The sequence below is a fragment of the Streptomyces sp. NPDC014894 genome, from assembly GCF_043080985.1.
GTDB lineage: Bacteria > Actinomycetota > Actinomycetes > Streptomycetales > Streptomycetaceae > Streptomyces.
In genome coordinates this window covers 143,362-169,030 of the sequence record NZ_JBIBWD010000014.1, presented here as the reverse complement: position 1 = coordinate 169,030, position 25,669 = coordinate 143,362, and the positions used below count along the sequence as shown (strand labels likewise).

At 73.6% G+C, this 25,669-nt stretch carries 22 protein-coding genes; 9 read left to right on the top strand and 13 right to left on the bottom strand.

Going from position 1 to position 25,669, the window contains the following annotated elements; genetic code table 11:
• Positions 1-32 precede the first annotated feature (32 nt).
• Complete coding sequence (locus ACF089_RS28985) at positions 33-1,106, bottom strand: FecCD family ABC transporter permease (RefSeq protein WP_392032709.1); 1,074 nt, start codon at positions 1,104-1,106, stop codon at positions 33-35.
• Positions 1,103-2,167: a FecCD family ABC transporter permease gene (locus ACF089_RS28980; RefSeq protein ID WP_392032707.1), complete on the bottom strand. Its 1,065-nt coding sequence runs from the start codon at positions 2,165-2,167 to the stop codon at positions 1,103-1,105. The genes ACF089_RS28985 and ACF089_RS28980 overlap by 4 nt, the downstream gene beginning before the upstream one ends.
• A 289-nt stretch (positions 2,168-2,456) precedes the next feature.
• On the opposite strand from ACF089_RS28980, the gene ACF089_RS28975 reads away from it, so the two are divergent.
• Positions 2,457-3,956: an MFS transporter gene (locus tag ACF089_RS28975; protein ID WP_392032704.1), complete on the top strand. Its 1,500-nt coding sequence runs from the start codon at positions 2,457-2,459 to the stop codon at positions 3,954-3,956.
• 159 nt (positions 3,957-4,115) lie between these two features.
• Here the strand turns inward: ACF089_RS28975 and ACF089_RS28970 are convergent, their stop codons facing one another.
• Together ACF089_RS28970 and ACF089_RS28965 are read right to left on the bottom strand one after the other, a co-directional pair.
• On the bottom strand, positions 4,116-4,337 hold the full coding sequence (locus ACF089_RS28970) for a ferredoxin (protein WP_392032702.1): 222 nt from the start codon (positions 4,335-4,337) through the stop codon (positions 4,116-4,118).
• Positions 4,338-4,342: 5 nt separating this feature from the next.
• On the bottom strand, positions 4,343-5,530 hold the full coding sequence (locus ACF089_RS28965; RefSeq protein WP_392032699.1) for a cytochrome P450: 1,188 nt from the start codon (positions 5,528-5,530) through the stop codon (positions 4,343-4,345).
• Between the two features lie 114 nt (positions 5,531-5,644).
• On the opposite strand from ACF089_RS28965, the gene ACF089_RS28960 reads away from it, so the two are divergent.
• Both ACF089_RS28960 and ACF089_RS28955 read left to right on the top strand, forming a co-directional pair.
• Entirely contained in the window at positions 5,645-6,283 is a 639-nt protein-coding gene (locus tag ACF089_RS28960) for a TetR/AcrR family transcriptional regulator (RefSeq protein ID WP_392032696.1), read from the top strand.
• 182 nt (positions 6,284-6,465) lie between these two features.
• Positions 6,466-6,669, top strand: a complete 204-nt coding sequence (locus ACF089_RS28955) for a hypothetical protein (RefSeq protein ID WP_392032693.1) — start codon at positions 6,466-6,468, stop codon at positions 6,667-6,669.
• A 182-nt stretch (positions 6,670-6,851) separates the two neighbouring features.
• On the opposite strand, the gene ACF089_RS28950 is transcribed toward ACF089_RS28955, so the two are convergent.
• Entirely contained in the window at positions 6,852-7,586 is a 735-nt protein-coding gene (locus ACF089_RS28950; protein WP_392032690.1) for a GNAT family N-acetyltransferase, read from the bottom strand.
• A 1,019-nt stretch (positions 7,587-8,605) separates the two neighbouring features.
• Here ACF089_RS28950 and ACF089_RS28945 point away from each other — a divergent pair.
• Positions 8,606-9,532, top strand: coding sequence for an aminoglycoside phosphotransferase family protein (locus ACF089_RS28945; protein WP_392032687.1), 927 nt, complete (start codon positions 8,606-8,608; stop codon positions 9,530-9,532).
• Between the two features lie 125 nt (positions 9,533-9,657).
• On the opposite strand, the gene ACF089_RS28940 is transcribed toward ACF089_RS28945, so the two are convergent.
• The 5 genes from ACF089_RS28940 to ACF089_RS28920 form a co-directional block, all read right to left on the bottom strand.
• Positions 9,658-11,721 (bottom strand): PhoX family protein, encoded by a 2,064-nt coding sequence (locus ACF089_RS28940; protein WP_392032684.1) that lies wholly within the window; start codon positions 11,719-11,721, stop codon positions 9,658-9,660.
• 160 nt (positions 11,722-11,881) lie between these two features.
• Positions 11,882-13,309 carry a GntP family permease gene (locus ACF089_RS28935; RefSeq protein WP_392032682.1) on the bottom strand — a complete coding sequence of 476 codons (1,428 nt, stop codon included), beginning with the start codon at positions 13,307-13,309 and terminating at the stop codon, positions 11,882-11,884.
• A 199-nt stretch (positions 13,310-13,508) separates the two neighbouring features.
• Positions 13,509-14,633, bottom strand: a complete 1,125-nt coding sequence (locus ACF089_RS28930) for a glycerate kinase (protein WP_392032679.1) — start codon at positions 14,631-14,633, stop codon at positions 13,509-13,511.
• Between the two features lie 168 nt (positions 14,634-14,801).
• A complete protein-coding gene (locus tag ACF089_RS28925) occupies positions 14,802-15,869 on the bottom strand; it encodes a CdaR family transcriptional regulator (protein ID WP_392032676.1) in 1,068 nt (355 codons plus the stop codon).
• A gap of 288 nt (positions 15,870-16,157) precedes the next feature.
• A complete protein-coding gene (locus ACF089_RS28920; protein ID WP_392032673.1) occupies positions 16,158-16,790 on the bottom strand; it encodes a TetR/AcrR family transcriptional regulator in 633 nt (210 codons plus the stop codon).
• Positions 16,791-16,933: 143 nt separating this feature from the next.
• On the opposite strand from ACF089_RS28920, the gene ACF089_RS28915 reads away from it, so the two are divergent.
• The 3 genes from ACF089_RS28915 to ACF089_RS28905 all read left to right on the top strand — a co-directional run bounded on the left by ACF089_RS28915 (position 16,934) and on the right by ACF089_RS28905 (position 19,928).
• A complete protein-coding gene (locus ACF089_RS28915) occupies positions 16,934-18,361 on the top strand; it encodes an amidase (RefSeq protein ID WP_392032774.1) in 1,428 nt (475 codons plus the stop codon).
• A gap of 76 nt (positions 18,362-18,437) precedes the next feature.
• Complete coding sequence (locus tag ACF089_RS28910; protein ID WP_392032670.1) at positions 18,438-19,322, top strand: DUF3626 domain-containing protein; 885 nt, start codon at positions 18,438-18,440, stop codon at positions 19,320-19,322.
• 114 nt (positions 19,323-19,436) lie between these two features.
• Positions 19,437-19,928, top strand: coding sequence for a peptidylprolyl isomerase (locus ACF089_RS28905; RefSeq protein ID WP_392032667.1), 492 nt, complete (start codon positions 19,437-19,439; stop codon positions 19,926-19,928).
• Positions 19,929-20,025: 97 nt separating this feature from the next.
• On the opposite strand, the gene ACF089_RS28900 is transcribed toward ACF089_RS28905, so the two are convergent.
• From ACF089_RS28900 to ACF089_RS28890, 3 genes are read right to left on the bottom strand one after another with little or no spacing between them, the layout of a single operon-like run.
• Positions 20,026-20,991, bottom strand: coding sequence for a carbon-nitrogen hydrolase family protein (locus ACF089_RS28900; protein ID WP_392032664.1), 966 nt, complete (start codon positions 20,989-20,991; stop codon positions 20,026-20,028).
• The gene (locus ACF089_RS28895; protein WP_392032661.1) at positions 20,988-21,968 is read right to left on the bottom strand and encodes a nitrilase-related carbon-nitrogen hydrolase; all 981 of its coding nucleotides are present in this window, start codon (positions 21,966-21,968) and stop codon (positions 20,988-20,990) included. Before ACF089_RS28895 ends, ACF089_RS28900 begins: the two co-directional genes overlap by 4 nt.
• Complete coding sequence (locus ACF089_RS28890; RefSeq protein WP_392032658.1) at positions 21,965-23,437, bottom strand: purine-cytosine permease family protein; 1,473 nt, start codon at positions 23,435-23,437, stop codon at positions 21,965-21,967. The genes ACF089_RS28895 and ACF089_RS28890 overlap by 4 nt, the downstream gene beginning before the upstream one ends.
• A gap of 144 nt (positions 23,438-23,581) precedes the next feature.
• Here ACF089_RS28890 and ACF089_RS28885 point away from each other — a divergent pair, with 144 nt between their 5' ends.
• Together ACF089_RS28885 and guaD are read left to right on the top strand one after the other, a co-directional pair.
• A complete protein-coding gene (locus ACF089_RS28885; protein ID WP_392032655.1) occupies positions 23,582-24,166 on the top strand; it encodes a helix-turn-helix domain-containing protein in 585 nt (194 codons plus the stop codon).
• Between the two features lie 174 nt (positions 24,167-24,340).
• A complete protein-coding gene (guaD, locus tag ACF089_RS28880; protein WP_392032653.1) occupies positions 24,341-25,666 on the top strand; it encodes a guanine deaminase in 1,326 nt (441 codons plus the stop codon).
• The last annotated feature ends 3 nt before the right edge of the window (positions 25,667-25,669 follow it).

Here is a 25,669-nt window from a genome sequence, read left to right as displayed (position 1 = left end):
ATGTCCCGTACGGTCCCGGCGGGGGCGCGCCGTCATCGTCTCCGCCATTCCCGGCCCAGCAGCCAGGCCAGATACAGTCCGCCGAGCGCCGCGGTGGCGACGCCCACCGGCAGCTGGGTCGGGGCCAGCACCCGCTGTGCGGCCAGATCGCCCGCGGTCAGCAGCAGCGCGCCCATGAGGGCCGCGGGGAGCAGCCCGGCGCCGGCCGAGCGGGTCAGCCTGCGGGCCAGCTGCGGAGCGGCGAGCGCCACGAAGGCGATCGGCCCGGCGGCGGCGGTGGCCACCGAGACCAGACCGACGCTGGTCGCCAGGAGGGCGAGCCGGGTCGGTTCGGCGGGGACCCCGCGGGCCCGGGCCGTCTCGTCTCCCATCTCCAGCAGAGACATCCGGCGGCCGAGGGCGAGCGCGGCGGGCACGAGGACCAGCAGCGCGAGCGCCAGCGGCAGCGCGTGCTCCCAGCGGCGCCCGTTGAGGCTGCCGGTGAGCCAGAGCTGGGCGGTCTGCGCGTCGGCGAGCGCGGCCCGGGTCAGCAGATAGGCGTTGAACGAGGCCAGCATGGCGCTGGTCCCGATGCCGGTGAGGATGAGCCGGAAGCCCTGCACACCCCGGCGGAAGGCCAGCGCGTAGACCACCGCGGCGGTCGCCAGTCCGCCGGCGACGGCTCCGGCGGCGACGCCGTGGAGGCTGCCGCCGCCCAGCAGCAGGATCACGACCAGGGCTCCGGTGGCCGAGCCGTTGGTGAAGCCGATGACGTCCGGGCTGCCGAGCGGATTGCGGGAGACGCTCTGGAACATCGCGCCGCTGACGCCCAGCGCGACCCCGACCATGACGGCGACCAGCAGCCGGGGCAGCCGGAGCTGATGGACGATGAAGTCCAGCCCGCCGGGGCCGCCGCCGAAGAGCGTGGCGACCACATCGGGGACCGAGGCCCGGTAGCTGCCCGTGGTCAGGCTCGCGAGGCCGACGGCCGCGATCGCCACGAGGAGCAGCGCGCCGACGGCGAACGAGCGGGCGTCGAAGCGCAGGGACACCGCCCCGGTGCGGGTGCGGAGCACCTTTCCGGTGACCGGCCTGACGACGGGACGGCGCCCGTGGACCGTGCTCACAGCCCTGTGATCCTGCGCCGGCGGCTGAGCGCGATGAAGACCGGCGCGCCGAGGAACGCGGTGACGATGCCCGCCTCCAGCTCCCCCGGCGCGGCGAGCAGCCGTCCGGCGACGTCCGCGCCGAGCAGCAGCACCGGCGCGAGCAGCAGCGAGTACGTCATGACCCAGCGCTGGTCGGGGCCGGTGACCATCCGGACGATGTGCGGGACCGCCAGTCCCACGAAGGCGATGGGCCCGGCCGCGGCGGTGGCTCCGCCGCAGAGCAGGGCGACCGCCAGCGCGCCCGCCACCCGGGTCCGCTCGGTGTGCGCGCCCAGCGCCCGGCCGGTCTCGTCGCCGAGGGCCAGCGCGTTGAGCGGGCGCGCCAGGGCGAGCGCGACGATCACGCCGAGCAGGATCAGCGGGCCGACCTGGTACGCCACGTCCATGTCCCGTCCGACGAGTGAGCCCACGGCCCAGAAGCGGAACTTGTCGAAGGTCCGCACATCGTGGAGGACCACGGCGGTGACGAACGCGATCAGGGAGGCGTTGATGGCCGCCCCGGCGAGCACCATCCGGTCCGGGGTCGCGGCCCGGCCGGTGGATCCGAGCAGGTAGACGACCGTGTAGGTCGCCGCCGCGCCCAGGAAGGCGAACCAGACGTAGCCGATCGGCGAGCCGATGCCGAGCAGGGAGATCGCCACCACCACGGCGGCCGAGGCCCCGTTGTTCACGCCGAGCAGCCCGGGGTCGGCCAGCGGATTCCGGGTCAGCCCCTGCATCAGCGCCCCGGCGAGGCCGAGCCCGGCCCCGGCGAGCAGACCGAGCACGGTGCGCGGGACGCGCAACTCCTTGACGACGAAGCCCTCTTCGCCGCCGCGTCCGTGGACGAGCACGTCCCAGACGACCTGGAACGGGATGTTCCGCGCGCCGGTGGAGAGGCTGAGCACACAGATCGCGGCGAGCAGCACGGCGGCGGCGAGCAGACCGCCCCAGCGCAGCGCGGCCGTCCGGCGGCCGGGTCCGCCCGGCGCGGGCGTGCGGGTGGAGAGCGAGGGCGCTTGGGGAGCGCCGGAGGACATGGAAGCCGGATTCGGCCGCGCGTCCCCCGGCGAACCGGTCGCGATCCGCCCGTTCGACTTCACCGCCCGGTCACCGCCGCCGCAGCACGGCACACCACCTCGACCACCAGGCCTCCCCCGTCCGCACCCAGCAGTTCATAAATAATAAGGAAAGCCTAACCATCTCTCGGCGGCCAAATCAACCGAACTGGTGCGCAGTTGGGGCCCGTTGGCCCGGCCGAACCTTGCGTGCGGAGGAAGTCAGGCATACCTTACCCGGGCGGTGTGACTCGGTGCGCGGGAGGCGACGATGGGTGATTCGGGCGGCCTCTCGCGGACCAGGGACACCGCGCCCGGTCCGCTCCCCGGCGCGCGGGAGGGGGCCCGGCCGCCTGCCGCGCGCACCGGGCTGATCCTGGCGGCGGTGTGTCTGTCCCAGCTGATCGTGGCGCTGGACATCAGCGTGGTGAATGTGGCCCTGCCGGCGATCAGCCGCGATCTGGGCTTCTCGGCGGGCTCGCTGGCCTGGGTCGTGAACGCGTACACCCTGGTCTTCGGCGGTCTGCTGCTCCTCGGCGGCCGGGTGGCCGATCTGTTCGGGCACCGGCGCACCATGGTCGCCGGTCTGCTGCTGTTCGCGGTCGCCTCCCTGCTGGGCGGCTTCGCGCAGACGCCGGGCCAGCTGATCGCGGCCCGGGCCGGGCAGGGTCTCGCGGGCGCCGTGCTCGCGCCGATCGGCCTGACCGTGATCATGGTGACCTTCGCCGAGGGACCTGCCCGCACCAAGGCCATCGGCACCTGGGCGACGGTCGCCGGGTCCGGCAGCGCGCTGGGGGTGCTGGCGGGCGGCCTGCTGACCGATCTGCTCAGCTGGCGCTGGGTGCTGCTGATCAATGTGCCGCTGGTGGCCGTCGCACTCCCCCTGGCCCTGGCCTCCGTACGGGACCGGCCGGCCGGCGAGCGGCCCCGGCTCGACGTCCTCGGCGCGGTGCTCGGCACCCTGGCGATGACCGCGCTGGTGTACGGGGTGCTGGGCGCGGACCGCCACCCCTGGGGATCGGCGCGCACCGTGTCGGTGCTGGGGGCGGCCGTGGTGCTGGCCGTCGCGTTCGTCCTGTGGGAGAGGCGCTGTCCCGCGCCGATCGTCCGGCTGGGCATACTGCGCGGGCGCACGGTGTGGCTGTCCAATGTGAACGCGCTGCTGGTCGGGGCGGCGATGGTCAGCGGCTTCTATCTGGCCTCGCTGTTCCTCCAGGACGTGCTGCGCTACAGCCCGCTGGAGGCCGGGGTCGCGTTCCTGCCCTTCTGCTGCGGGGCCATCGGCGGCAGCGTGGCCGGGATGCGTCTGGTCAAGACGGTGGACCGCAGGCTCCTCATCGTCGGCGGTCTGCTGCTGGCCGCCGCCGGGATGGTCTGGTTCAGCGCGCTGGACACCTCCTCGACCTTCACCGGCGGATTCCTCGGCCCCTCGCTGGTGGCGAGCGTCGGGATCGGTCTGAGCATGGTCACCAACACCTACATGGGGACCTCCGGGGTCGCCCATCACGAGGCCGGTCTCGCCAGCGGACTGCTCAACGCGGCCCGCCAGTGCGGCGGCAGCATCGGTCTCGCGGTGCTGTCCACCGTCGCGGTCACCGCGGGCCGCGCCTCGGCGGGCGCGGGAGCCGGGGCCCGGGAGGCCCTCGCGGCGGGCTACGGCCGCGCCTTCCTCGTCACCGGCGCGCTCGCGCTGGCCGCCGCCCTCCTCACCGCCCTGACCCTCCCCCGGGCCCGGCCCGCCGGGGACGGCGCTCGCCCCGAGAAGGCGTGAGGCGGCGGCCGTGACGGGCCGGGGGTACGGGAGAGGGCACGCCCGGCTCCGGCCGGTGCACTGCGGACCGGAGCGACGCCGTTCCGGGAGCCCGGCGCCCCCGGAAGAAGCGCCGACGCCGTTGGAGGGCGGGCGGGTAGCAGGGGGAGCCCGGCCGCCCTACGGGTCGGGGCGGGGGGCGATCACCTCGGTGCCGTCATGGACGGTGATGGCCTGGGCGGGGCAGATGTCGGCGGCCTCCAGGAGCCGTTCGTCCGGCTCGGCCGCCTCCACCCGCGCCCGGGCGTGGTCGTCGTCCAGCGCGAACACCTCGGGCGCGATCCCGGCGCACATGCCCGAGGCCAGACAGAGCCGCGGGTCGACGCGCACGCTCCAGGCCACGGCGGTCACCACGCGACCGGCAGCACGCGCGGTCCGCGCACCAGCATCTCGGACTTCCAGGTCACGTCACCGGCCGTGCGCAGTCCCGGGAAGCGCGCGATGAGTCCGGCCAGCGCCTCCTGGAGCTCCAGCCGGGCCAGCGGCGCGCCCAGGCAGTGGTGCACGCCATGGCCGAATCCGAGGTGCTGATTGCCCTCGCGGGCGATGTCGAGCACGCCCGGGGAGCTGAACCGGAGCGCGTCGCGATTGGCCGCGCCGGTCGCGACCAGGACGGGGGTGCCGGCCCGGACCAGGGTGCCGCCGACCTCGACGTCCTCGGTGGCGTACCGGGGCGCGGAGGATCCGCTGCCCAGGGGCACGAACCGCATCAGCTCCTCGACCGCGGCCGGGATCAGCTCGGGGCGGGTCCGGAGGCGGGCGAGCTGATCGGGGTGGTCGAGCAGGGTGAGGACGAAGTTGGGGATCTGGGTCGCGGTGGTCTCGTGTCCGGCGACCAGCACCGCCACGCACAGGTCCACGAGTTCCCGCTCGGAGAGCCGGTCGCCGCCGTCGCGGGCCTCGATGAGCGCGGTCATCAGATCGTCCTGCGGCCGGTGCCGATGACGGTCGATCAGCTCGGCCATATAGGCGCGGAGTTCGTCCTGATTGGCCGTGAACTCCTCGGCGGTGAGGGAGCTGGTCGACAGCGCGGCGTCGCTCCAGACCCGGAAGCGCGGGCGGTCGGCGGCGGGGACCCCGAGCAGTCCGCAGATCACCGCGACCGGCAGCGGCAGCGCGAAGACGTCCACCAGGTCGGCGGGCGGACCGGCGGTCTCCAGATCGTCCAGGAGGCTCGCGGTCAGCTCCCTGACCCGGGGCCGGAGCTTCTCCGCCGCGCGGACGGTGAACGACTTGGCGACGAGGGACCGCAGCCGGGTGTGGTCCGGCGGGTCCATGCCGAGAATGCCGCTCACGGTCCGGCCCTCGGCCTGCCGGGGCTCGTCGTGCCCGGCGGCCGCGGCCCGGCTGAAGCGCTGGTCGCCGAGGACGAACCGGGCGTCGGCGTAGCGCGTGACCAGCCAGGCCGGTTCGCCGTACGGCATCCGCACGGATAACAGGCCCTCCCGGTCGCGGACGCGCTCGTACTCCTCGGCGAGCCGGAGCCCGTCGTGGGCGTTGAAGGGATAGGCGAGGGGCGTGGTGTCGGCCGTCACTGCTGCCTCCGATACATGTAAGCACCTGCTTACAACCGTAGATCCGGGCCTCCGGCACGGTCAACGGCCCAATACGGCCGTTATCCTGACGGGCCCTCTGAGAGGATCGCCCGCGTGGAAGAAGCCCCGATCCCGTGCCCCGGAGAGCGCCGCCGTGACGCGTCGGCCACCCGGCGGCGGCTGCTCGAAGCGGCCCGGGACCTGTTCGCCGAGCGAGGCTACGACGGGACGACGGTCCGCGAGATCGCCGAGCGGGCCGAGGCCAATCAGGCGCTGCTGTTCCGGTACTTCGGCTCGAAGAAGGGGCTGCTGACGGAGGTCGTCGCCCAGGGCGGTCTGGAGCGGCTGCGCGCGACGCCGCCCGAGGAGCTGTTCGAGGCCTCGTTGCGCTCCATGCTGTCCGGGAGCGCCACCGGCGCGAGCGACCGTTCGCTGGAGGTCTATCTGCGGTCCGTCGGGCGGGGCGACGAGGCCGCCGGGACCCTGCGGGAGCTGGGCGAGGAGTATCAGAGCGCCCTGGCCACGCTCTCGGGCGCCGAGGACGGCGCGCTGCGGGCGGACCTGGCCATGGCCTGGCTCCTCGGCATCGGTCTCCTGCGGACGGTCGTCGCCCGCGAGCCGCTGGCGAGCGCGGACCCGGAGACCGTCTGCCGCCTCGTCCTCGGCGCGCTCGACCATGTGTGGTCCGCGCGGCCGCCGGACGGATCCGAGCCGCACGGAGCGGGTGACGGCCCGACCGGACCGCGAGACTGACCGGACCGCGAGACCGACCCGGGCCCGCCGGGCCGATCATCGGACGGCGTATTCGTATGATCGTGTGAAATACACGGCTCCGAACGAGTACGGGCCGATGCGAACCGTGCGCGGGACGGCGGTCCCGGGAACCCTTCGGCGGATGTTCCCCCTCCCGCTCACCGACCCCCGAGGAATCCGCCATGCGTCTGCGCACCGCTCTCACCGCCCTCGCCCTCACCGCCGCCGCCGTCGCCGGCTCGTCGACCGCGGCCGCCGCCCTCGACTTCGGCGACATCACCATCACCACGGAACAGAGCCCCGATGTGGTGGTGGGCTGTAACGCTGGCTCCGTAGTGCTCTCCCCCTCGGTGCAGTGCGGCGTCTTCCACATCACCGCTCCGTAGCACTTTCCCCGCGGGGCGGCACCGCTCATGGTGCCGCCCCGCGGGCCGGTCGGCCCGCAAACGGCCGCGGAACCGTTCCGCCCGTACGGCTCGCACGGCTCGGCGACATCGTCGGGGGCGTACGCACGCGAAAGGGAGCGGCCCGTCGGGCCCGCGCACCGGCGGGGACCCCTCGTCCGTCGTCAGGGCGCGATCGTGACGCTGAGCTGGGTGCCCAGCTCCCGGTAGCCCAGGGCCGCCGCCACCCGCCGGGACGCGGGGACCCTGGCCCGCCACTGCGGCAGCAGCCCGGCGGCGAGAGCGTGCGCGGTCGCCGCCGACGCGGTGAGCCGGGCGAGTCCCCGGCCCCGCTCCCGGGGCGCGGTGAGCACGCTGAGATGGGCGGCCCGCCCGGGCCAGAGCCGGTATCCGGCGGCGGCGACCGTCCGGCCGTGCGCACGGACCACGAACGCGGGTGAGGTGATCTCGTCCAGCGCGGCGTCAGCCGCGTCCCGCTCCCCCGCGACCCGCTCCAGGGCCCGCAGTTCCGGATGGCCGCCCGGAAGCCGTGCCACCTCCGGCGCACCCGCCGCGCCGGGCCTCACAGGACGGAAGCCCTCGGGGGACGCGTAGGACAGCGCCGCCGGGCCGAGCACACGCGTCACCGGCAGCACCGCGCGCAGAGCGGCCTCGTCCACGACGGCCTCGGCCGCGACCCCCGCCAGCGCGTCACGGACGACGGCGGCCGCCCCCTCGTCCGGCGCGGTCACGATCGCCGAGCCGCCCAGGGCCACCGCCCCGACCCAGCCCGCCGGACAGATTCCCGACTCCGGCGACACCACTACGCGCACCCTTCCCGACGGCGGGAACGCGACCGGCGTACCGGCGATCCCTTCCCACAGGGCACGGGCGGGGGCCAGCAGGGGATTCGTCGACATGACACCGATCCTGCCCTACCGGGGCCCGGAGGGCCGCGACTTGGCGGCCCATGGGCGGGGCTCCGCGGATCGGCGGCGGGCGGCCGCTCCCCTCGATCCGGGGCCCTCGGATGGGTTCGCACGTCTCCCCTGTCACCCGTGCCGGTGGCTCCGGGCGTGTGCACCGGGGCGCAGGCGCGGCGTCGCGCGACGATGGGCGGATGCGCCAGCGGCCCGTTCTCCTCCTCGCCCTGTCCGTCTCCGCACTGTTCGGCCTGACGGGGTGCGTCTCCGTACCGGCCGAACCGGTGGGGAGACCGGGGACGCCCAGTCCGCTCCCGGACGGGGAGCGGTCGCCGCGCCCCGCCGGTCTCCCGCCGACTCCGACGCCGGCGGCGGACGTCCGCGGGGAGCCCGCCCTCCCCGGCCCCGCGTCGGAGCCCGCGGCCGGGGCGGGAGCGGGGCTGCCGGAGCGGCACGGCGAACGGCCCGGCGGCGGTGCGGCGGACGCCGGGGCGCGGACCGGGACGCTCCGCCCGCGGCCGCCGGACCAGCGGGACCCCGGACCCCGTACCCAGCGGCCACAGCCGCCGCGTCCGGCTGTGCCGAACCCGCCCGCGCCACGGCCGAGCTACGACATGGAGAGTCTCTGCGACAGCTCCACGGGGCTCACCGATCCGTCCGTCACCGGGATGTGCCGCGACAGCTACCGCTGAGCCCGGCCACGACCTCGCCGGGCGCGGGCGGTCCGCCGATCATCCGACCCGCCGGCCCTCGTCACCGGGTCGGGCACGGCAGGGGGCGCACCGGGCGGGGTGCGCTCCCCCGGCGGCCCCGGTCACCGGCCGGGCCGTTCACGCACCGCCGCCCGGCCCCCGGCTCCGGCCCCGCCGAAAACCCCTGGGGAGGTCGGCCCCGACCACCTAGGGTGAGCCCATGCCTTGACGCCTGCCCGCGAACCCCCGGGCCCCGCCGACCACTCCTTCGTATCCGGAGAACCGGAGATCCAAAGATCCCCAACCCCACGAAGGAGACACCCCATGACTTCGTCGACCTCCGTCGACATCCCCGACGCCTTCGCCGCCGCGTACACCCGTCACCACCCGTCCGGCCACGCCTGGATCGCCGGGCTGCCCGGGCTGACGGCCGGCTTCCTGGACCGCTGGGAGCTGCGGCCGGACGGTCCCGTACGGCACGGCATGGCCTCGCTGGTGCTGCCGGTCGTCCGCGCGGACGGCACCACGGCGGTGCTGAGGCTCCAGCAGCCGAGCGAGGACAGCGCGGGCGCTCCGCTCGGACTGCGCGCCTGGAACGGCGACGGCGTGGTGCGGCTGCTCGACCACGACGGCGAGAGCGGCGTCCAGCTGCTGGAACGGCTGGACGCGACGCGTCCGCTGTCGTCGGTGGCCGACGAGACGTCGAGTCTGCGGATTCTCGGGGAGCTGCTGGCGCGCCTGGTCGCGGTGCCCGCGCCCGAGGGGCTGCGGCGGCTCTCGGACATCGCCGCGGCCATGCTCGACGAGGCGCCGCAGGCGGCGTCCCGGCTGCGCGACCCGGACGAGCGGCGGCTGCTGCGCTCCTGCGCGTCCGCCCTGGCCGAGCTGATCGGCGAACCGGGCGACCGACTGCTCCACTGGGACCTGCACGACGGCAATGTCCTCGCCGCCGAGCGCGAGCCCTGGCTGGCGATCGACCCCGAACCGCTCGCCGGGGACCCCGGGTTCGATCTGTGGCCCGCGCTGGACAGCCGGTGGGACGCGGCGGTGGCGAGCGGCGACGTGCCCGGTACGCTGCTCCGCCGCTTCGACCTGCTCACCGAGGTGATCGGGCTGGACCGGCGGCGGGCGGCCGGCTGGACGCTCGGCCGGGTCCTCCAGAACGCGCTGTGGGACATCGAGGACGGCGGGTCCGCGCTGGAACCGGCTCAGGTCGCCCTCGCCGACACGCTGCTGAAGCACCGGCACTGATCCCCCGCCCGGCCTGCTGATCGCGGCGGGCCGGGCGAGGGCTCCCGCCCAGCGGCCGGGCCCACCACAGGGTGGACCCGGCCGCCGGGGCCGTCCGGGTCGGCGGAGGCCGACCCGGGCCGGGGTCAGAGGCCGATGGGACGGCCGTCCTTGCGCCAGACCGCGACGACGGACGGGCGCACCAGCCGGCCCGGTCCGTCGGGCCAGGTGCTCGCGGGCAGCTCGACGGTGGCCCCGTCGACCTCGCCCGGATGCTGCACGGCGACCACGACGCGGCGGTCCTGGACCACCGGGCCACAGGTCTCGGCACCGGTCGGGACGGTGAGGAACTGCTTCAGCTCACCGCGCCGCTCACCGCGCACGGCGACGCCGAACAGCCCGTCGTTCGAGCCGAGTTTGTTGCCGTCGGTGGAGATCCAGAGATTGCCGTGCGGGTCGAACGTCACATTGTCCGGGCAGGAGATCGGGCTGACGCGGTCCTTGGGGAACCCGGCGAAGTACGTCGCCGGGTCCGCCGGGTCGCCCGCGACCAGGAAGAGCCGCCAGGCGAACGTGGTGCTCGACGGGTCGTTCCGGCGCTCCGCGAGTTCCAGGATCTGGCCGTGCTTGTTGAGATTGCGCGGATTGGCCTCGTCCGCGCCCGGCTTGCCGGGCTTGCCCCGGTCGGTGTTGTTGGTGAGCGCGAGATAGACCCGGCCGGTGCGCGGCGAGGGCTCGACGTCCTCGGGGCGGTCCATCTTGGTCGCGCCGACCTTGTCGGCCGCGTTCCGGGTGAAGACGTAGACCTCCTCCGCCGTCATCCCGGGCACATGGGAGACGTCGTCGGTGGCGAGCGGGATCCAGACGCCGGAGCCGTCGAACTCGCCGTCGTTCGGCAGCTTTCCGGTGCCGTCGATGTCCTGGGGGCTGTCGCCGGTGAGCTTGGCGACGTACAGCGTGCCCTCGTCCAGCAGGGTGAGGTTGTGCTCGCGCGCGGCCCGCGAGTTCCCGCGCCGCATGCGCTTGGAGGAGACGAACTTGTAGAAGTACTCAAAACGCTCGTCGTCGCCCGTGTAGACGACCGGACGGCCGTCGTCGGTCAGCCGGGGCTCCGCTCCCTCGTGTTTGAGGCGGCCGAGGGCGGTGCGCTTGCGCGGGGTGGAGTCGGGGTCGTACGGGTCCAGTTCCACCACCCAGCCGAAGCGGTGCGGCTCATTGGGCTCCTGGGCCACGTCGAAGCGGCGGTCGAACCGCTCCCACTTGCGCTCGGTGGGCCCGGGGGTGAGGCCGTACCGGCGGTCGGTCTCGCGGGCGCCGTTGGCGAAGTACTGGTTGATGTTCTCCTCGCCGTGGAGCGTGGTGCCCCACGGGGTGGTGCCGCCCGCGCAGTTGTTGAAGGTGCCCAGGACCTTGGTGCCGGTGGGGTCGGCGTCGGTCCGCAGCAGCGGGCTGCCCGCCGCCGGGCCGGTGACCTTGAACTCGGTGGTCGCGGTGACCCGGCGGTTGAGCCGGTGGCGTGGGACCGGGGTCAGCCGGCCCGTGTCGCGCTCCTCCTGGACCACGACGACGGAGAGCCCGTGCCCGGCCCAGCCGATCTCCACCTGCTCGCGGGTGGGGTTCTCCGGATCGTAGTTCCGGAACATCAGCCATTCGCTGGTGTACTCGTGATTGGCCACCATGATCTGACGGCCCCGCTCACCGGGGAGCGGGAGCAGCGAGAGGAAGTCGTTGTTGTAGCCGAACTGGCCCGCCTGGGCCTTCGCGGTCTGGTTCTCCGCGTCGAAGGCGGGCGCGCCGCGCAGGATCGGGTCGCCCCAGCGGATCACCACGCTCTGGGCGTGGCCCGCCGGAACGGTCACCCGGTCGTCCGCGTTGGGCGGGACCACGGGGAAGCGCAGACCCCGCGCGCCGTCGGGGCGGCCGTGGCCGCCGGCCCGGGCGGGGGCGGCGGCGGGCGCGGCGTGCGCCCGGCCCGCGCCGGGACCGGCGACCGTGGCGGCGCCGGCGGCGGCCGCCACCGTCACCACGGCGGCGGCCCGCACCATCGACCGGCGGGAGAGGGCCCCGGCGATGATGTCGCCCGCGTACTCGTTGTCGCTGGTGTTGGGAACTTCCAGGAAACAGGCATCACCGCAGCGGTATCGGCAGGTCAGGGCCGAACGGCCCCCCGCATGCGGCTTGGTGCTCAAGAGCGGCAGCAGACTGCGCACTGTTGTCCTCCTCCGGCGCCGTGGCGCCGACAGATTCTCAGGTCTTCTCCCGGCCGGCCGCCCGGCGGGCGGCCGGCCTCACCGAAAGAAACTCTTCCCACGCGCCCCGGGAGGAGCGGCTCGGGAACACCCCCCGGGACACCCGGAGCAGTGATCCGGGTTACAGAAGGAAAGCACCCAGCGCCAGCACCGCGGCGAGCGCGGTCAGTCCCTGGACCAGAGTCGCGGCCGTCTGGGCCCGGTAGGCGGTCTGGACGCTCATCCCGGAGAACTGCGAGACGACCCAGAAGTACGAGTCGTTGACATGGCTGACCACCATCGCGCCGGCCCCGATCGCCAGCACCGCGAGCACCTGTCCGATCGGGATCGCGCCGAGATGTCCGTCCAGTCCGAGGGCCGGCAGCAGCGGCTGGGCCAGGGTGGAGGTGATGATCAGCGAGGCGGTGCTGCTCCCCTGGGCGGTCTTCAGCAGCGCGGCCAGGCCGAAGAGCACGAGCAGGGCGGAGAGGCTGCCGAGGGCGGAGCCGTCCCCGATGAGCGAGGAGATGTAGTCGGCCATCGGCGTGGCCTTGATGACCGCGCCGAACGCGCCGCCCGCGCCGGTGATCACCAGGATCGGGGCCGCGTCGACGATGCCCTCCGCGACCCAGGTGGTGAGCGCCTTCGCGTCGCGCTCGCCGGGCAGCAGCACCAGCGCCAGGATCACCCCGATCAGCAGGGCGTTGACCGGAGCGCCGAGATCCTGGAGCAGACTGCCCAGCGCTCCGTCCACCAGGGTGCCGTCGCCGGAGGGGAAGGCGGCCACGGAGCCGACGGCCATGAGCACGATCGGCAGAACGATGGGCGTCAGGGCGCGGCCCAGGCTGGGGATGTGGTCGAACTGGGCCTTGTACTCCTCGAAGGTCTGGTGCGCGTCGGGGAGCTTGCTCTCCAGATGGCCGGTGCGGCGCAGGGCCCAGGCCAGACCGGCGAGGGCGGCGACGAGCGAGACCGGGATGGAGAAGAGGATGACCCAGATCAGACCGTCGGAGCCGATGCCCACGTTCCCGGCGGCGGCGATCGGGCCGGGGGTCGGCGGTACGAAGGTGTGCGAGGCGTAGAGGCCGGTGGCGAGGGCGGTGCCCAGGACGACGGGGTTCTTGCCGGTCTTCCGGGCGATCGAGCGCTGGAGCGGCGAGAGCACCACATAGCCGGAGTCGCAGAAGACGGGGATGGAGACGACCCATCCGATGAGGGACATGGCTATCGCCGGATGGCGTTTGCCGACGACCTTCAGCACGGCCTCGGCGAGGGTCACCGCGGCCCCGGTGCGCTCCAGCACCTTGCCGATGATCGTGCCGAAGAGGATCACCAGGCCGATTCCGGCGAGGATCGAGCCGAAGCCCTCGGCGATGGTGGTGCCGAGCTTGTCGACGAAGGGCTTCTCCGAGCCGGTCGCGGCTCCGATGCCCATGGCGACGAGGCCGAACCCGTAGGTGGCGAGGACGATGGCCAGAAAGGGGTGCATTCTGAACCGGCCGCAGAGAACGATGATCAACCCGATGCTCGCCGCCAGCGCGGCGAGCAGGGCGGGTCCGGCGCTGCTCATGGGACTCCTTGTGGGAAACGGGGACGGGGAAGCCGGTCCGGAGCGGACAGGAGCCGGGGAGTGGGGGGGCGGAGGTCGGAGGTCGGAGGTCGGGGTGGACGCTTCGTCGGACGTCTCGTCGGACGTCTCGTCGGACGTCTCGTCGGACGTCTCGTCGGACGTCTCGTCGGACGTCTCGGCAGACGCTTCGGCGGACGCCTCAGCGGAGGCGGAGCCGCACCGCCTGTTCCGCCGCGGCGGCCAGCAGGCGGTCCGCGGACTCGGTCATGGCGGTCAGGGTCCGGGGGCCGTCGGCGATGCCGACGGCCGCGGTGAGGCCGATGTCGTGCAGGTCGTCGATCGGGTGGACGATCGCTCCGGCGAGGGCGACGGCGGGCACCCCGCGCGCCGCGGCGAGCCGGGCGACCTGGGAGACGACCTTGCCCGCCGCGCTCTGCCGGTCGAGCCGGCCCTCGCCGGTGATCACCAGGTCGGCGCCGTCCAGCGCGGCCGCGAGGCCGACGGTGTCGGCGACCAGCTCACAGCCCCGGACCGGTTCGGCGCCGAGCACGGCGACCATGCCTCCGCAGGTCCCGCCGGCGGCCCCGGCGCCCGGGAGTTCGTGGACGCGTACGCCGAAGGTCTCTTCGAGGATGTCGCCGAAGCGGGTCAGCGCGCCGTCCAGCCGCCGGACGTCCTCGGGGGAGGCGCCCTTCTGCGGACCGAAGACCGCCGCCGCGCCCGCCGGTCCGATCAGCGGGTTGGTCACGTCGCAGGCGATCCGGAACCGGGTCCGCCCGACGGCGTCCGGGACCCCGCTGACGTCGATCCGGGCCAGATCGGCGAGGGCCGCGCCGCCGGGCGGCAGTTCGGCCCCGGAGGCGTCCTCGAAGCGGACGCCGAGCGCGCGCATCAGTCCGGTGCCGCCGTCGGTGCTGGCGCTGCCGCCGATGCAGACGAGCACGTCGCGCGCGCCCCGGTCGACGGCGTCGGCGATCAGCTCGCCCGTACCGGCGGTGTCGGCGCGCAGGGCGTCGGCGCCGCCCGCCACGAGCGGCAGCCCGGACGCGGCGGCGAGTTCGACCACGGCGGACCGGCGGTCGGCGGAGAGGGCGTAGCGGGCGCGGACCGGCCAGCGCAGCGGCCCGGAGACGGTCAGGAAGATCTCTTCGCCGCCGGTCGCGCCGAGGATGCAGTCGAGGGTGCCCTCGCCGCCGTCGGCCATGGGGATCCGGACCACGTCGGCGTCGGGAAGGGCTCGGCGCACTCCTGCCTCGATCGCCGTGCAGACGGCGGGGGCGGAGAGGCTGCCCTTGAAGGAGTCGGGAGCGATGACGACACGCACGGAACCAGGCCCTTCGAGGATGATTCGGCGCATCTCGGAGGGGTGATGAGCCGTGTCGGGCACTCTAGGGACCGGGGCGACGCGTCGGCATCGGCGCGGATGACGAAGTTCGGGCGTTCTCGCCGGCCGGGCTTGTGCACGGTGCACAAGTGCGGGGGCGGCCGTTGTTCAGTCGAGTTCGCGCAGGTGGAGCGCGACTTGGAGGACGACGGCGTCCTGGAAGGCGCGCGGGTCGCGTGCGGTGAGGTCCTGTACGCGGCCCAGCCGGTAGGTGAGGGTGTTGCGGTGGACGTTCAGCGCGCGGGCGGCGTCGGTGATGCTGCGGTCGTGGTCGAAGTAGGCGCGGAGGGTGTGCCGCAGTTCCGCCGAGAGGGGGCCGAGGATCCGCTCCGCGGCGGCGGCCCGGGTCTCCGGTTCGAGGCGGGCGAGCAGTACGGGCAGTTCCAGGTCGGAGAGGTGCACCTCGCCCTCCAGCCGGCGGCGCAGGGCGAAGCGGGCCTGGGCCGCGCGCTCCAGCAGCGCGGGGAAGTCGGCCGCCCGTCCGGCGTCGAGGAAGCCGGTGTCCCGCCGGCCGGCGCACAGGGCCGCCAGCCGTCCGCGCAGGGCGGCGGCCGCGTTCGCGCCGGTCACGATCCATACGGCGCCGTCGGTGTCCTCGGCCGCCAGCGCGGATCCCTCGTCGGCTTCGAGCCTCCGGTAGAGATCGTGCTCCTCCGCGCCGCCTCCGGCGGGCCCTCGGTGCAGGACGAAGAGGGCGTACGGGGGCTCGACGCGGCAGCCCACGAGCTGTCGGCGCTGTCGCCAGCTCTCCGCGGACAGCCCGCCGGCGATGAGGTCCTCGACGATCTGCTGACGGACCCGGCGCCGCCAGCCCGCCTCGCCGAGGTACGCCTGTTGCAGGGCCATCAGCTCGGCCAGCCGGGAGATGGCCCGGGCGATCTCGCCGACCTCGTGCGGCTCGCCGCTGACGCCGACGACGCCGACGACCTCGCCGCCCAGCCGCAGGGGCAGGTTGACGCCGGCCCGGGTCCCTCCGAGGGCGCGGGCCTCGTCCCCGGTGACGGACAGGGGCAGTCCTGTCTCCAGCACCTGCAGGGCGCCCTCGTGGCGTGTTCCCACGCGCGAGCGGTCGCTACTGGCGGTGATGGTCCCGTGTTCGTCCATGATGTTCACGTTGACTCCGAGACGGGCAACGATGTCATCGACAATGGCCTGAGCGGCGGTGCCGGCAATCATCGGGCCAAGATACCCGGGCCGCCGGGGTGTGCCACGTTCCGTGACGACATCGCGTCCGGCGGCGCACCGGAGTCCGCGCGACCGCGTCCTCCGGGGCGGTCCCCCGCCCGCCCGCGCCGTCCCGCGCATCCCCGGCGCGATCCTTCGCGTACGGGCGCGGCGCGGGGATCGACGGCGTCCGAGCGGCCGGCCTCGGCCCGCCCGACCGGGTGACGGTACGTCAGAACCGCCGGGGCGGCCCGATTCCCCGTACGGCGTCCGAGCCCTCACGCGCGCCCGTGATCCGGTTCACCGCTCCCCCGGGGCGTCCGGCGGCGGCCCCTCGGGGCGCTCCCACAGTCCGGCCAGATGACGGTGGAGCACCTCCCGCGCCTGTTCCGGGGCGAGATGGCCGATGAGCACCTGCGCGGTGAGGCCGTCCGTGAGGGCGAGCAGGGTGCGGGCCTCGTGGGACGGGTCGGGACGCCGGGCGTGCGCGACGCTCTCGCCGGCCTCCGCGACGAGCCGGGTGAACATCTCCTGGAGAGCGGCGTAGTCGGCCTTCAGGCTCGCGGCGAGCGGCTCGCTGACGGCGGCCTGGGCGACGAAGGCGAGCCAGACCCGCGCCTCGGCGCGGTGCTCCTCCCCGAGCAGCGCGACCTCGGCGGCCGCGTGCCCGAGGGCGGCGGCGGCCGACCGCGCGGGGCCGCCGGGGGTGCGGGCCCCCACCCGTTCGACGACGCGGTCGCCGATGTGCCGGACGGCGAAGAGCAGCATCTCCTCCTTGGTGCGGAAGCAGCGCTGAACGGCTCCCATCGACACCTCCGCGCGGGCGGCGACGTCCCGCAGGGTGACGCCTTCCAGTCCGCGTTCGTCGGCGAGGCGGCAGACGGCCTCGGCGATCCGGCGGCGACGGTCCGCGTGGTCCACCTGTCTGGGCATGCCCGCCCGCCTCCCCGGCCCCACGGGCGCTCCGGTCGTTCTCCCGCTTCTTCCCCGCACTTTATCCGATGCGAGCGCATCGGTTCTTGGGCTACCTTTCCGATGCAAGCGCATCGGAAAGAGGAGCGAAGAGGATGACACCCATGCCGGACGCCCTGTGGAGACTGACGGCCGCCGCGCAGGCGGAGGCGGTGCGCGGTGCGGCCGTCTCGGCGGCCGAGCTGGTCGAGAGCCATCTGGAGCGCGTCGCCGAGGTCGATCCGCGCGTCAACGCGGTCACCCGGCTCATGGCGGAGCGCGCCCGGGCCGACGCGGCGCGGATCGACCGCCGCCGGGCCGCCGGCGAGACGCTGGGGCCGCTCGCGGGCGTGCCGTTCACGGTGAAGGAGAGCACCCCCGTCGAAGGCGTGCCGACCACCTTCGGCGTGCCGCGCTTCCGGAAGCTGGTGGCGCGGTCCGACGCTCCCCCGGTGGCGCGGCTGCGCGCGGCCGGGGCGATCCCCCTCGGGCACAGCAATGTGCCGACGCTGATCCTGGCCGGCGTCCACACCCGGAGCGAGCTGTTCGGCGACACGGTCAACCCCTGGGACCGGGGCCGGACGCCGGGCGGCTCCAGCGGCGGCGACGGGGTCGCCGTCGCCACGGGCATGGCGGCGCTGGGACTCGGCAACGACTCCGGCGGCTCGGTGCGGATCCCCGCCCAGTTCTGCGGGGTCGCCGGACTGAAGCCGACCCCCGGGCGCTTCCCGGCCGACCATCGCGTCCTCGGCCCCGAGGACCCGGGCCCGGCCTCCCAGGCGCTCGTCACCGACGGTCCGCTGGCGCGGAGCGTGGGCGATCTGCGGCTCGCGTACGAGGTGCTGGCCGGGACCGATCCCCGGGGTCCGAGGGCCGTGCCGGTCCCCGCCCACGGCGAGCCGCTGCCCGGGCCGGTGAAGGTCGCGGTGGTGGCGGATCCGGGCGGGCACGGCGTCCACCCCTCGGTGCGCGCCGCGATCGAGACCGCGGCCGGGGCGCTGGGGGACGCCGGGTACGACGTACGGGAGACGCCGGACGTGCCGAGGCTGGACGAGGCGCTGGAGGCGTACGGCAGGATCACCGCCACCGAGTTCGCGCCGAGCCGGCCCTCGGTGCGGAAGCTGCTCGGGCCGGGCGGGGACCGCTGTCTGGAGATGGCGATGGAGCGGACCCCGCCCGTCGACGCGGCCGAGTTCATGCGGCTGACGGGCGTCTGGCTGAACATCCGGCGCTCCTGGGCCGAGTTCCTCCATGAGTATCCGCTGCTGCTCGGCCCGGTGTTCACCGAGCCGCCGGTCGAACCGGGGCTGGAGTCGCGCGACCGGGCGGGGCGGGACCGGGTGGCCTCGGCGATGCGGCTGTGCACCGTGACCAGCTTCGTGGGCGTGCCGGCCGTCGCGGTGCCGACCGGAGTGGCCGACGGGCTGCCGTCCGGGGTCCAGATCGTGGGGCGCGCGTTCCGGGAGGATCTGTGTCTGGCCGCCGCCCAGGCGGTCGAGGACCGGTGCGGGGTCCTCACCCCGATCGATCCGCGCCCGGGCGGCCGGGGCTGATCGCCGCGCCCCGGGCGGGTCGGGGCGCGGATTTAATGGCGTGTGGCCGCGGATCCCGTTCGGGCAGACTGCGCGGATGGAATCGCGAGCGCCGTGGGAGAGGGCCCTGCGCCATGTCGGGGCACGGGCCTTTGGCGGGCCGCTCGCGCCCGGGCTGCGGGTGACGATGAACTTCCACCCCGACCGTCTGGTGCGCGGAGCGCCGGTCCTGGCGCGGCTGGCCGAGGACGGCGTCTACTACTCGCAGTTCGTGACCGGCGTCGGCAACGGCGGTCTGACCGCCCGCCCCGGCGGGGACCGCTGGCGCTGGGAGAGCCGTATCTTCGGCGGCGCGTACGACCGGTGCGCCCCGCGCGAGCGTCCGGTCTACGGCGCGCTGAACCACCGTCACAGCGCGGTCGGCGGGGCCCCGAGATTCGGTTCGTCGCACTTCCGGCTCACCTCGGCGGCCCTGGAGCGGGCGACGTTCTGCTATCCGGACAGCTCCGCCGAGCCCACCTCCTTCGGCGTCGCGGCCCGCTGCTCGCTGATCGAGCAGGCGGAGGCGGACGGCCTCGACGCCCTGGACGGCCATGTGGAGGCCCAGATCCACGGGCCGGTACTGCTCGACCGGGATGTGGAGGCGCTGGTCCTCGATCCCAGCTTCCGGGGTACGGAGGTGGAGGCCGCGGCGGACCGGCTCCCGTGCCCGGTGCGCTGGCACGACGGCTTCCGCCTCGACGTGGCGCGTCTGCGGCTCCACCCGGAGTACCGGGGGCCGCGGTACGTCGAGCTGGGCGCGGCGATCGCGGTCGCGGGCCGGCTGGACCCGCGCGCCATCGGGGTCGCCGCCCGGTCCGGCGGCCACGACCCGCAGGCGCTGAAGAAGGTCTGGCACTGTCTGGCCCGCTTCGGCGCGCCGGACGACCGGCCGGCCGCCCCGGCGGACGGCTGCCGGCTCCCGGGTCCCCGGGGCCGGTGATCGCGCCCGTTCGGCCCCCGAGGGACCCGGTGGCGCGGGGCCGAACGGCGGGCCCGGAGCGGCGCGCGGGAGGCGGGAAGATCGGTCGGGCCGGGCGAATGTCAGAATGACGCCATGACCAACAATGTTTACTTCGACATCAGCATCGACGACAAGCCCGCCGGGCGGATCGTCTTCCGCCTCTACGACGACGTGGTGCCCAAGACCGCCAAGAACTTCCGCGAGCTGGCCACCGGCGAGCACGGCTTCGGCTACGCCGAGTCGGCGTTCCACCGGATCATCCCCGGCTTCATGCTCCAGGGCGGCGACTTCACCCGGGGCGACGGCACCGGCGGCAAGAGCATCTACGGCGAGAAGTTCGCGGACGAGAACTTCCAGCTCAAGCACACCAAGCCGGGCCTGCTGTCGATGGCCAACGCCGGCAAGAACACCAATGGCTCGCAGTTCTTCATCACCACCGTGGTGACCTCGTGGCTGGACGGCAAGCACGTCGTCTTCGGCGAGGTCGTCGAGGGCCTGGACATCGTCCAGGCGATCGAGGCGCAGGGTTCGCAGAGCGGTACGCCCAAGAAGCGGGTCGTCATCACCGGTTCCGGCACCGTCTGATCCGTCTCAGAGGCCTCCGGGCGCCCGGCTCCGCGTGGAGTCGGGGCCCCGGAGGCCGCGCCCCGGCCGGGCGCGCGGCCCCCGGAACGGTCCGCGGTCAGTCGGTGAAGGTGACGCCCGAGTCCCGGCGGGTCCGGTCGACGGAGAGCCGGAACACATCGGGCCGGGCGTAGTGCCCCGCGACATCGAGATCGAGCGTCTCCTCGTAGCGGCGGCCGGTCGTGAGGGTCGCGGTGATGATGCCGGCCCGGTCGTACACGGGCTCCACGATCCAGGATCCGTCCGGGCCCGCGACGCTGGACCCTCCGTTGAAGAGCAGTCCGCTCTCCGGGGCGTCCGGGCCGACGCCGGTGCGATAGGCGTCGTACAGATCCGCGGGAAGGTCGTCCGTGGAGACGATCTGCCCGGCGGAGACGACGAAGCAGCGGCCCTCCAGGGCGTACGACCGCGCGGCGACGGTGTGGCTCTCGGGCATGTCGGGCCAGGCGGCGATGTGCACCTCCTCGTGCTGGGCGTGGAGCGCGTGCCGCGCGAGGGGGTTGAAGTGCTCCCAGCAGACGAGTCCGCCGATCCGGCCGGCCGGGGTGTCGACGACCCGCAGTCCCGCGCCGTCGCCCGCCGCCCAGACGATGCGTTCGGTGTGGGTCGGCGTCAGCTTCCGGTGCAGATTGAGGGTCCCGCCGTCCGGGCCGATGGTGATCAGGGAGTTGTAGAGCGTCCCGCTCGACCGGTCCGGGCGCTCGTTGAGCCCCATCACCACACTCACCCCGGCCTCGCGTGCCGCCGCCCGGAGGGGGGCCAGATCGTCGTCCCCGCCCGTGTGGTCGAGGACGGGGCTCTCCTGGAGCAGACGGGCGTGCCAGTGCCGTGCGGCGCCGTCGCGCCACCCGGCCAGACCGAACACCCAGGCCGGATAGCCGGTGAGCCAGGTCTCGGGGAACACGACGAGGCTCGCCCCCGTGGCCGCGGCCTCGGCGACATGGGCGGCGGCGCGGCGCAGCGAGGCTTCGAGGTCGAGCAGGGCGGACGGCTGCTGGACGATGGCGACGGTGGTCTCGTTCACGGCTGCTCCGATCCGGCGTGCCCGGACGGCCGGTACCCGGCGGCCCCCGGCCCGTACAGCTCGGGGCGCCGGTCGGCGTGCACGTCATTGAGTTCGCTGATCGCTTTGGAACGGGCCTCGGCGAGGTCGATCGTGGCGGTGACGATCGTCTCCTCGCCCAGGTGGAGCGCGGTCACCGGGTATCCGTCCGCGTCGACGATCACGGTGCCGCCGAGCCAGTCCTGGCCGCGTTCGACCCCGGTGCGGTCCGCGACGGCGACGTACATCCGGTTGACGGCGGCGTCCGCCTGCACCCGGACGATCTCGCCGGGGCGCTCGCCGTCGGGCCGGGGGTACAGCGGCCAGTTCACCGGGGCGCAGAGCAGATCCGCGCCGGCGAGGGCCGCCAGCCGGACCCACTCGGGGAACTCGACGTCGTAGCAGACCATCATGCCGATACGGCCGTACGGGGTGTCCAGCACGGGCGGCGGACGGTCCCCCGGGGTGAAGCCCCAGGTCTTCTCGCCGTTCCAGAGATGCGCCTTGCGGTAGGAGCCGCGCAGTCCGGTCTCGTCGACGAGCACGGCGGAGTTGTGGACCCGGCCGTCGGGCGCGAGTTCGGCGAATCCGCCGACGACGACGAGCCGGAGTTCGGCGGCGAGCGCCTCCCACTCGCGGATCGTCGTGCCGTCGAGGGGCTCGGCCGCGGCGCGGAGTTCGTCGGCGCTCTCGAAGACGTATCCGGAGTTCGCCAGCTCGGGGAGGACGACGATACGGGCGCCGCGGGCGGCGGCGGCGCGGATCGCGGCGCGGGCGCGTTCGCGGTTCTCCTCGACGTGCCCGACCTTCGGGGAGAGCTGGCAGCAGGCGACGGTGACGGACGGGGCCGGGACGTGCGGGGGTACGGGGGCGGTGACGGACGGGGCCGGGACGTGCGGGGCCGCGGAGGCGGCCGAGGCCGGGGCGTGCGGGGGTACGGAGGCGGAGGGCGTCGTCATCGGGGCGTTCCTTCCAGTTCGGCTTCGCCCGCGACGCGGGCCCGCTCCTCCGCGCCCCGGTCGAGACTGCGCGAGAAGATCAGATAGAGGCCGCCGGAGACGATCAGCCCGATCACGAAGGAGAAGTCCGCGCCGCCGAGGGCCTCCGCGACCGGGCCGACGTAGAAGCTGCTGGAGAAGAACGGGATCATCGCCAGGAATCCGACGACATAGGCGACGACTCCGCGCCAGGCCCAGCGTCCGTAGAGGCCGTCCGGCTTGAGGATCTCCGCGACCGCGTACTTGCCCCGGCGGACGAAGTAGAAGTCGGTGAGGTTGACCGCGGTCCACGGCACCAGGAAGTACAGCATCAGCAGGACGAAGTTGTTGAAGCTGCCGATGTAGTCGTCGGGGATGAGCAGCGCGATGACCAGGGACGCCACGCCGACGACGACCAGTCCGACCACGCGCAGCCGGACCGTCGGGCGCACCTTCCGGAATCCGTCGACGGCGCTGGTCCCGGTGAGCATGGCCCCGTAGGCGTTGACGCCCATGATGGAGATCAGCGCCAGCACCGAGGTGATCACCGCGATGGTGCCGAAGCCGGGGAAGAGCAGATCGCCGACCTGACGCAGGGCGAGGATCGGGTCGGGGTCCGGGAGGTAGCTGGACAGGATCGCGCCCAGCGACATCAGCCACACCGCGGAGAACGCGGCGCCCGCGTAGACCGAGGTGATCAGCTTCTTCGAGGAGACGTTCGCCGGCAGATAGCGGGTGTAGTCCGAGACGTACACCGCGTAGCTGATGTTGTAGCCGGCCGCGAGCGAGAACTGCACGAGGAAGGCGGTGGTGTCCCAGCCGGCGCTCGCCGCGGGCGCGCCCTCGGCGATCGGGTTCCCGGAGAAGTGGACGATGGCGACGACCGTGAGGATCGCGAAGACCACGATGAGGAGATAGGTCAGCCAGCGCTGCACGAAGTGGAGCAGATCGTGCCCGACCACCGCGATGACGATCGAGACCGCGATGAGCACCGGGTACCAGAAGAGCTTGATGTCGGGCAGGACGAGGCCGATGCCCTGGGCCGCGAGGATCGTGTCGAAGACGAGGAAGCCGACATAGACGAAGACGGTCGCGGCGAACGGCACGACCACGCCCCGGCTGCCGAACTGGGCCCGGGACTGGATCATCTGCGGCAGCCCCATCCGGGGGCCCTGGTTGGCGTGGAAGGCCATGAAGAAGGTGCCGAAGGAGACGCCGAGCAGGACGGCGAGCACGCTGAACCAGACGCTCAGCCCCATCGCCGGGCCGACGAAGCCGGTGACCATGGTCGGCAGGACGAAATTGCCGGTGAACCAGAACGGGCCCTGGTGCCAGACCTTGCCGTGCCGTTCGGAGCTGGGCACATAGTCGATCGAATGCTGCTCGATCACTCGTTCCCGCTGGTTCGCGTTCTCTGACGCGGCCGGGGCCGCGGTCTCGGGGGAAGACATCGTCGCCCTCTCACTTCACTCCCAGGAAAGTCACTCATATGCAACAAAGAATGCATATGAGGCAACTTCTGTTCCGGTAGCCTGACTCCGGATCATCACCCTGTCAAGAGTTGCAAGTGCATCGCCGCACGACACGAGGACTCCATGAAAGCGCTGCATCCGACGCCGTCCGGCGAACCGGTCCGGGTCGGCGCACGGCTGCGGGCCTCCCGGCGGGCCCAGGGGCTCACCATTGAACAGGTCGCCGCGGCGACCGGCCTGACCAGGGGATTCGTCAGCCGGGTCGAGCGGGACGAGACCTCGCCGAGCGTCGCCACCCTGGTCACCCTGTGCCAGGTACTGTCACTCTCGGTGGGCTCGCTCTTCGAGGACGCCGAGGTCGAGACGGTGCGTCTGGCGGACGCGCCGCAGGTCAACATGGGCGGCCGGGGGGTGGTCGACCGGATGATCACGCCGCGCGGGCAGTCGCGGGTCCAGGTGCTGCGCTCATGGCTCGAACCGGGGGCCGACGGCGGTGACAGTCTCTACACGATCAATTGCGAAGTGGAAGTTCTCCATGTGATCACGGGCGAGCTGTCGGTGCTCTTCAGCGACCGGACCGAGCTGCTGGCGGCGGGCGACACCCTCACCTTCCCGGGCCGCGAACCACACAACTGGCGCAATGCGGGCCCGTCGGCCGCCGAGGTGATCTGGACGTTCGTACCCGCCGCGTGGAGCGGTTCGCGCTGACGGGCGGGGCGGCCGGGCCGCCCGCGACCGGCCACGGCGAGAGCTGTCGGGCACGATCCACAACGGCCTCCGGCGAGGGCGCGGACCGCCACCCGTTCGGCGTACTCCCGGATGCCGGAGCGGGCCCGGCGGGGTCGACTGACGGCACCTGCTGAGTCGGTTCCGGAGGCGTCGATGGCATCCCAGGTGACCGCGGTGCGCGGCCCGATGATCTGGTTCCGCGGCGATCCGTTCCTCACCTCCCGCGAGGACGCCTTCGTCCATGAGGGAGACGGGCTGCTGATCTGCGAGAACGGGCGGATCACCGCGTCGGGCGACTACACGGCCCTGCGGCACAGGCTGCCGGAGGGCGTCGTCCCGGCGCACTACCCGGACCAGATGATCAGCGCGGGGTTCATCGACACGCACACCCACTATGTGCAGACCGGGATCATCGCCGCCTTCGGCTCCCAGCTGATCGACTGGCTGAACCACTACACCTTCGTGGAGGAGCAGCGGTTCTCCGACGCCGGGTACGCGCGGCGGGTCGCCTCCGCCTTCTGCGACGAGCTGCTGCGCAATGGGACGACGACGTCGCTGACGTTCTGCGCGGTGTATCCGCAGTCGGTGGACGCGCTCTTCGAGGAGGCCTCCCGGCGGAACATGCGCATCGCCGCGGGCAAGGTGCTGATGGACCGCAACGCGCCCGAAGGGCTGCTGGACACCGCCCAGTCGGGCCACGACGAGTCGAAGGCGCTGCTCGAACGGTGGCACGGCCGGGGCCGCAATCTGTACGCCATCACCCCGAGGTTCGCGCCGACCAGCACGCCCGCGCAGCTGGAGGCGGCGGGCGCGCTGTGGCGGGAGCACCCCGAGGCGCTGATGCACACCCATGTCTCGGAGAACACCGGGGAGATCTCCTGGGTGCGTTCGCTCTTCCCCGAGCGCCGCGGCTATCTCGACGTCTACGACCACTACGGACTGCTCGGCCGCCGGGCCGTCCTGGCGCACGGGGTGCATCTGACCCGGAGCGAGCGCGACAGATGCGCGGAGACGGGCACGGCCGTCTCGCACTGTCCGACCTCCAACCTCTTCCTGGGCAGCGGGCTGTTCCATGTCCACGACGCCAAGGACTCCCGGCGCCCGATGCACGTCGGGCTGGGCACCGACATCGGCGCGGGCACCAGCTTCTCGCTGCTGGCCACCATGAACGAGGCGTACAAGGTCGCCGAGCTGTCCAACTACCCCCTCGACTCCGTCAAGGCCTTCTTCCTCGCGACGCTCGGCGGGGCGCAGGCCATGGGGATCGAGGACGAGGTCGGCTCGCTCGAAGCCGGGCACGAGGCCGACTTCGTCGTGCTGGACCCCGGGGCCACCCCGCTGCTGGCCCGGCGGACCTCCCGGGCCGAGTCGGTCGAGGAACTCCTCTTCGTCCTGGCGGTCATGGGCGACGACCGGGCGGTCCGGGCCGCCTATGTGGCCGGCGCCCTCGCCCACGACCGCGACGCGCCGTCCGTCTGAGCC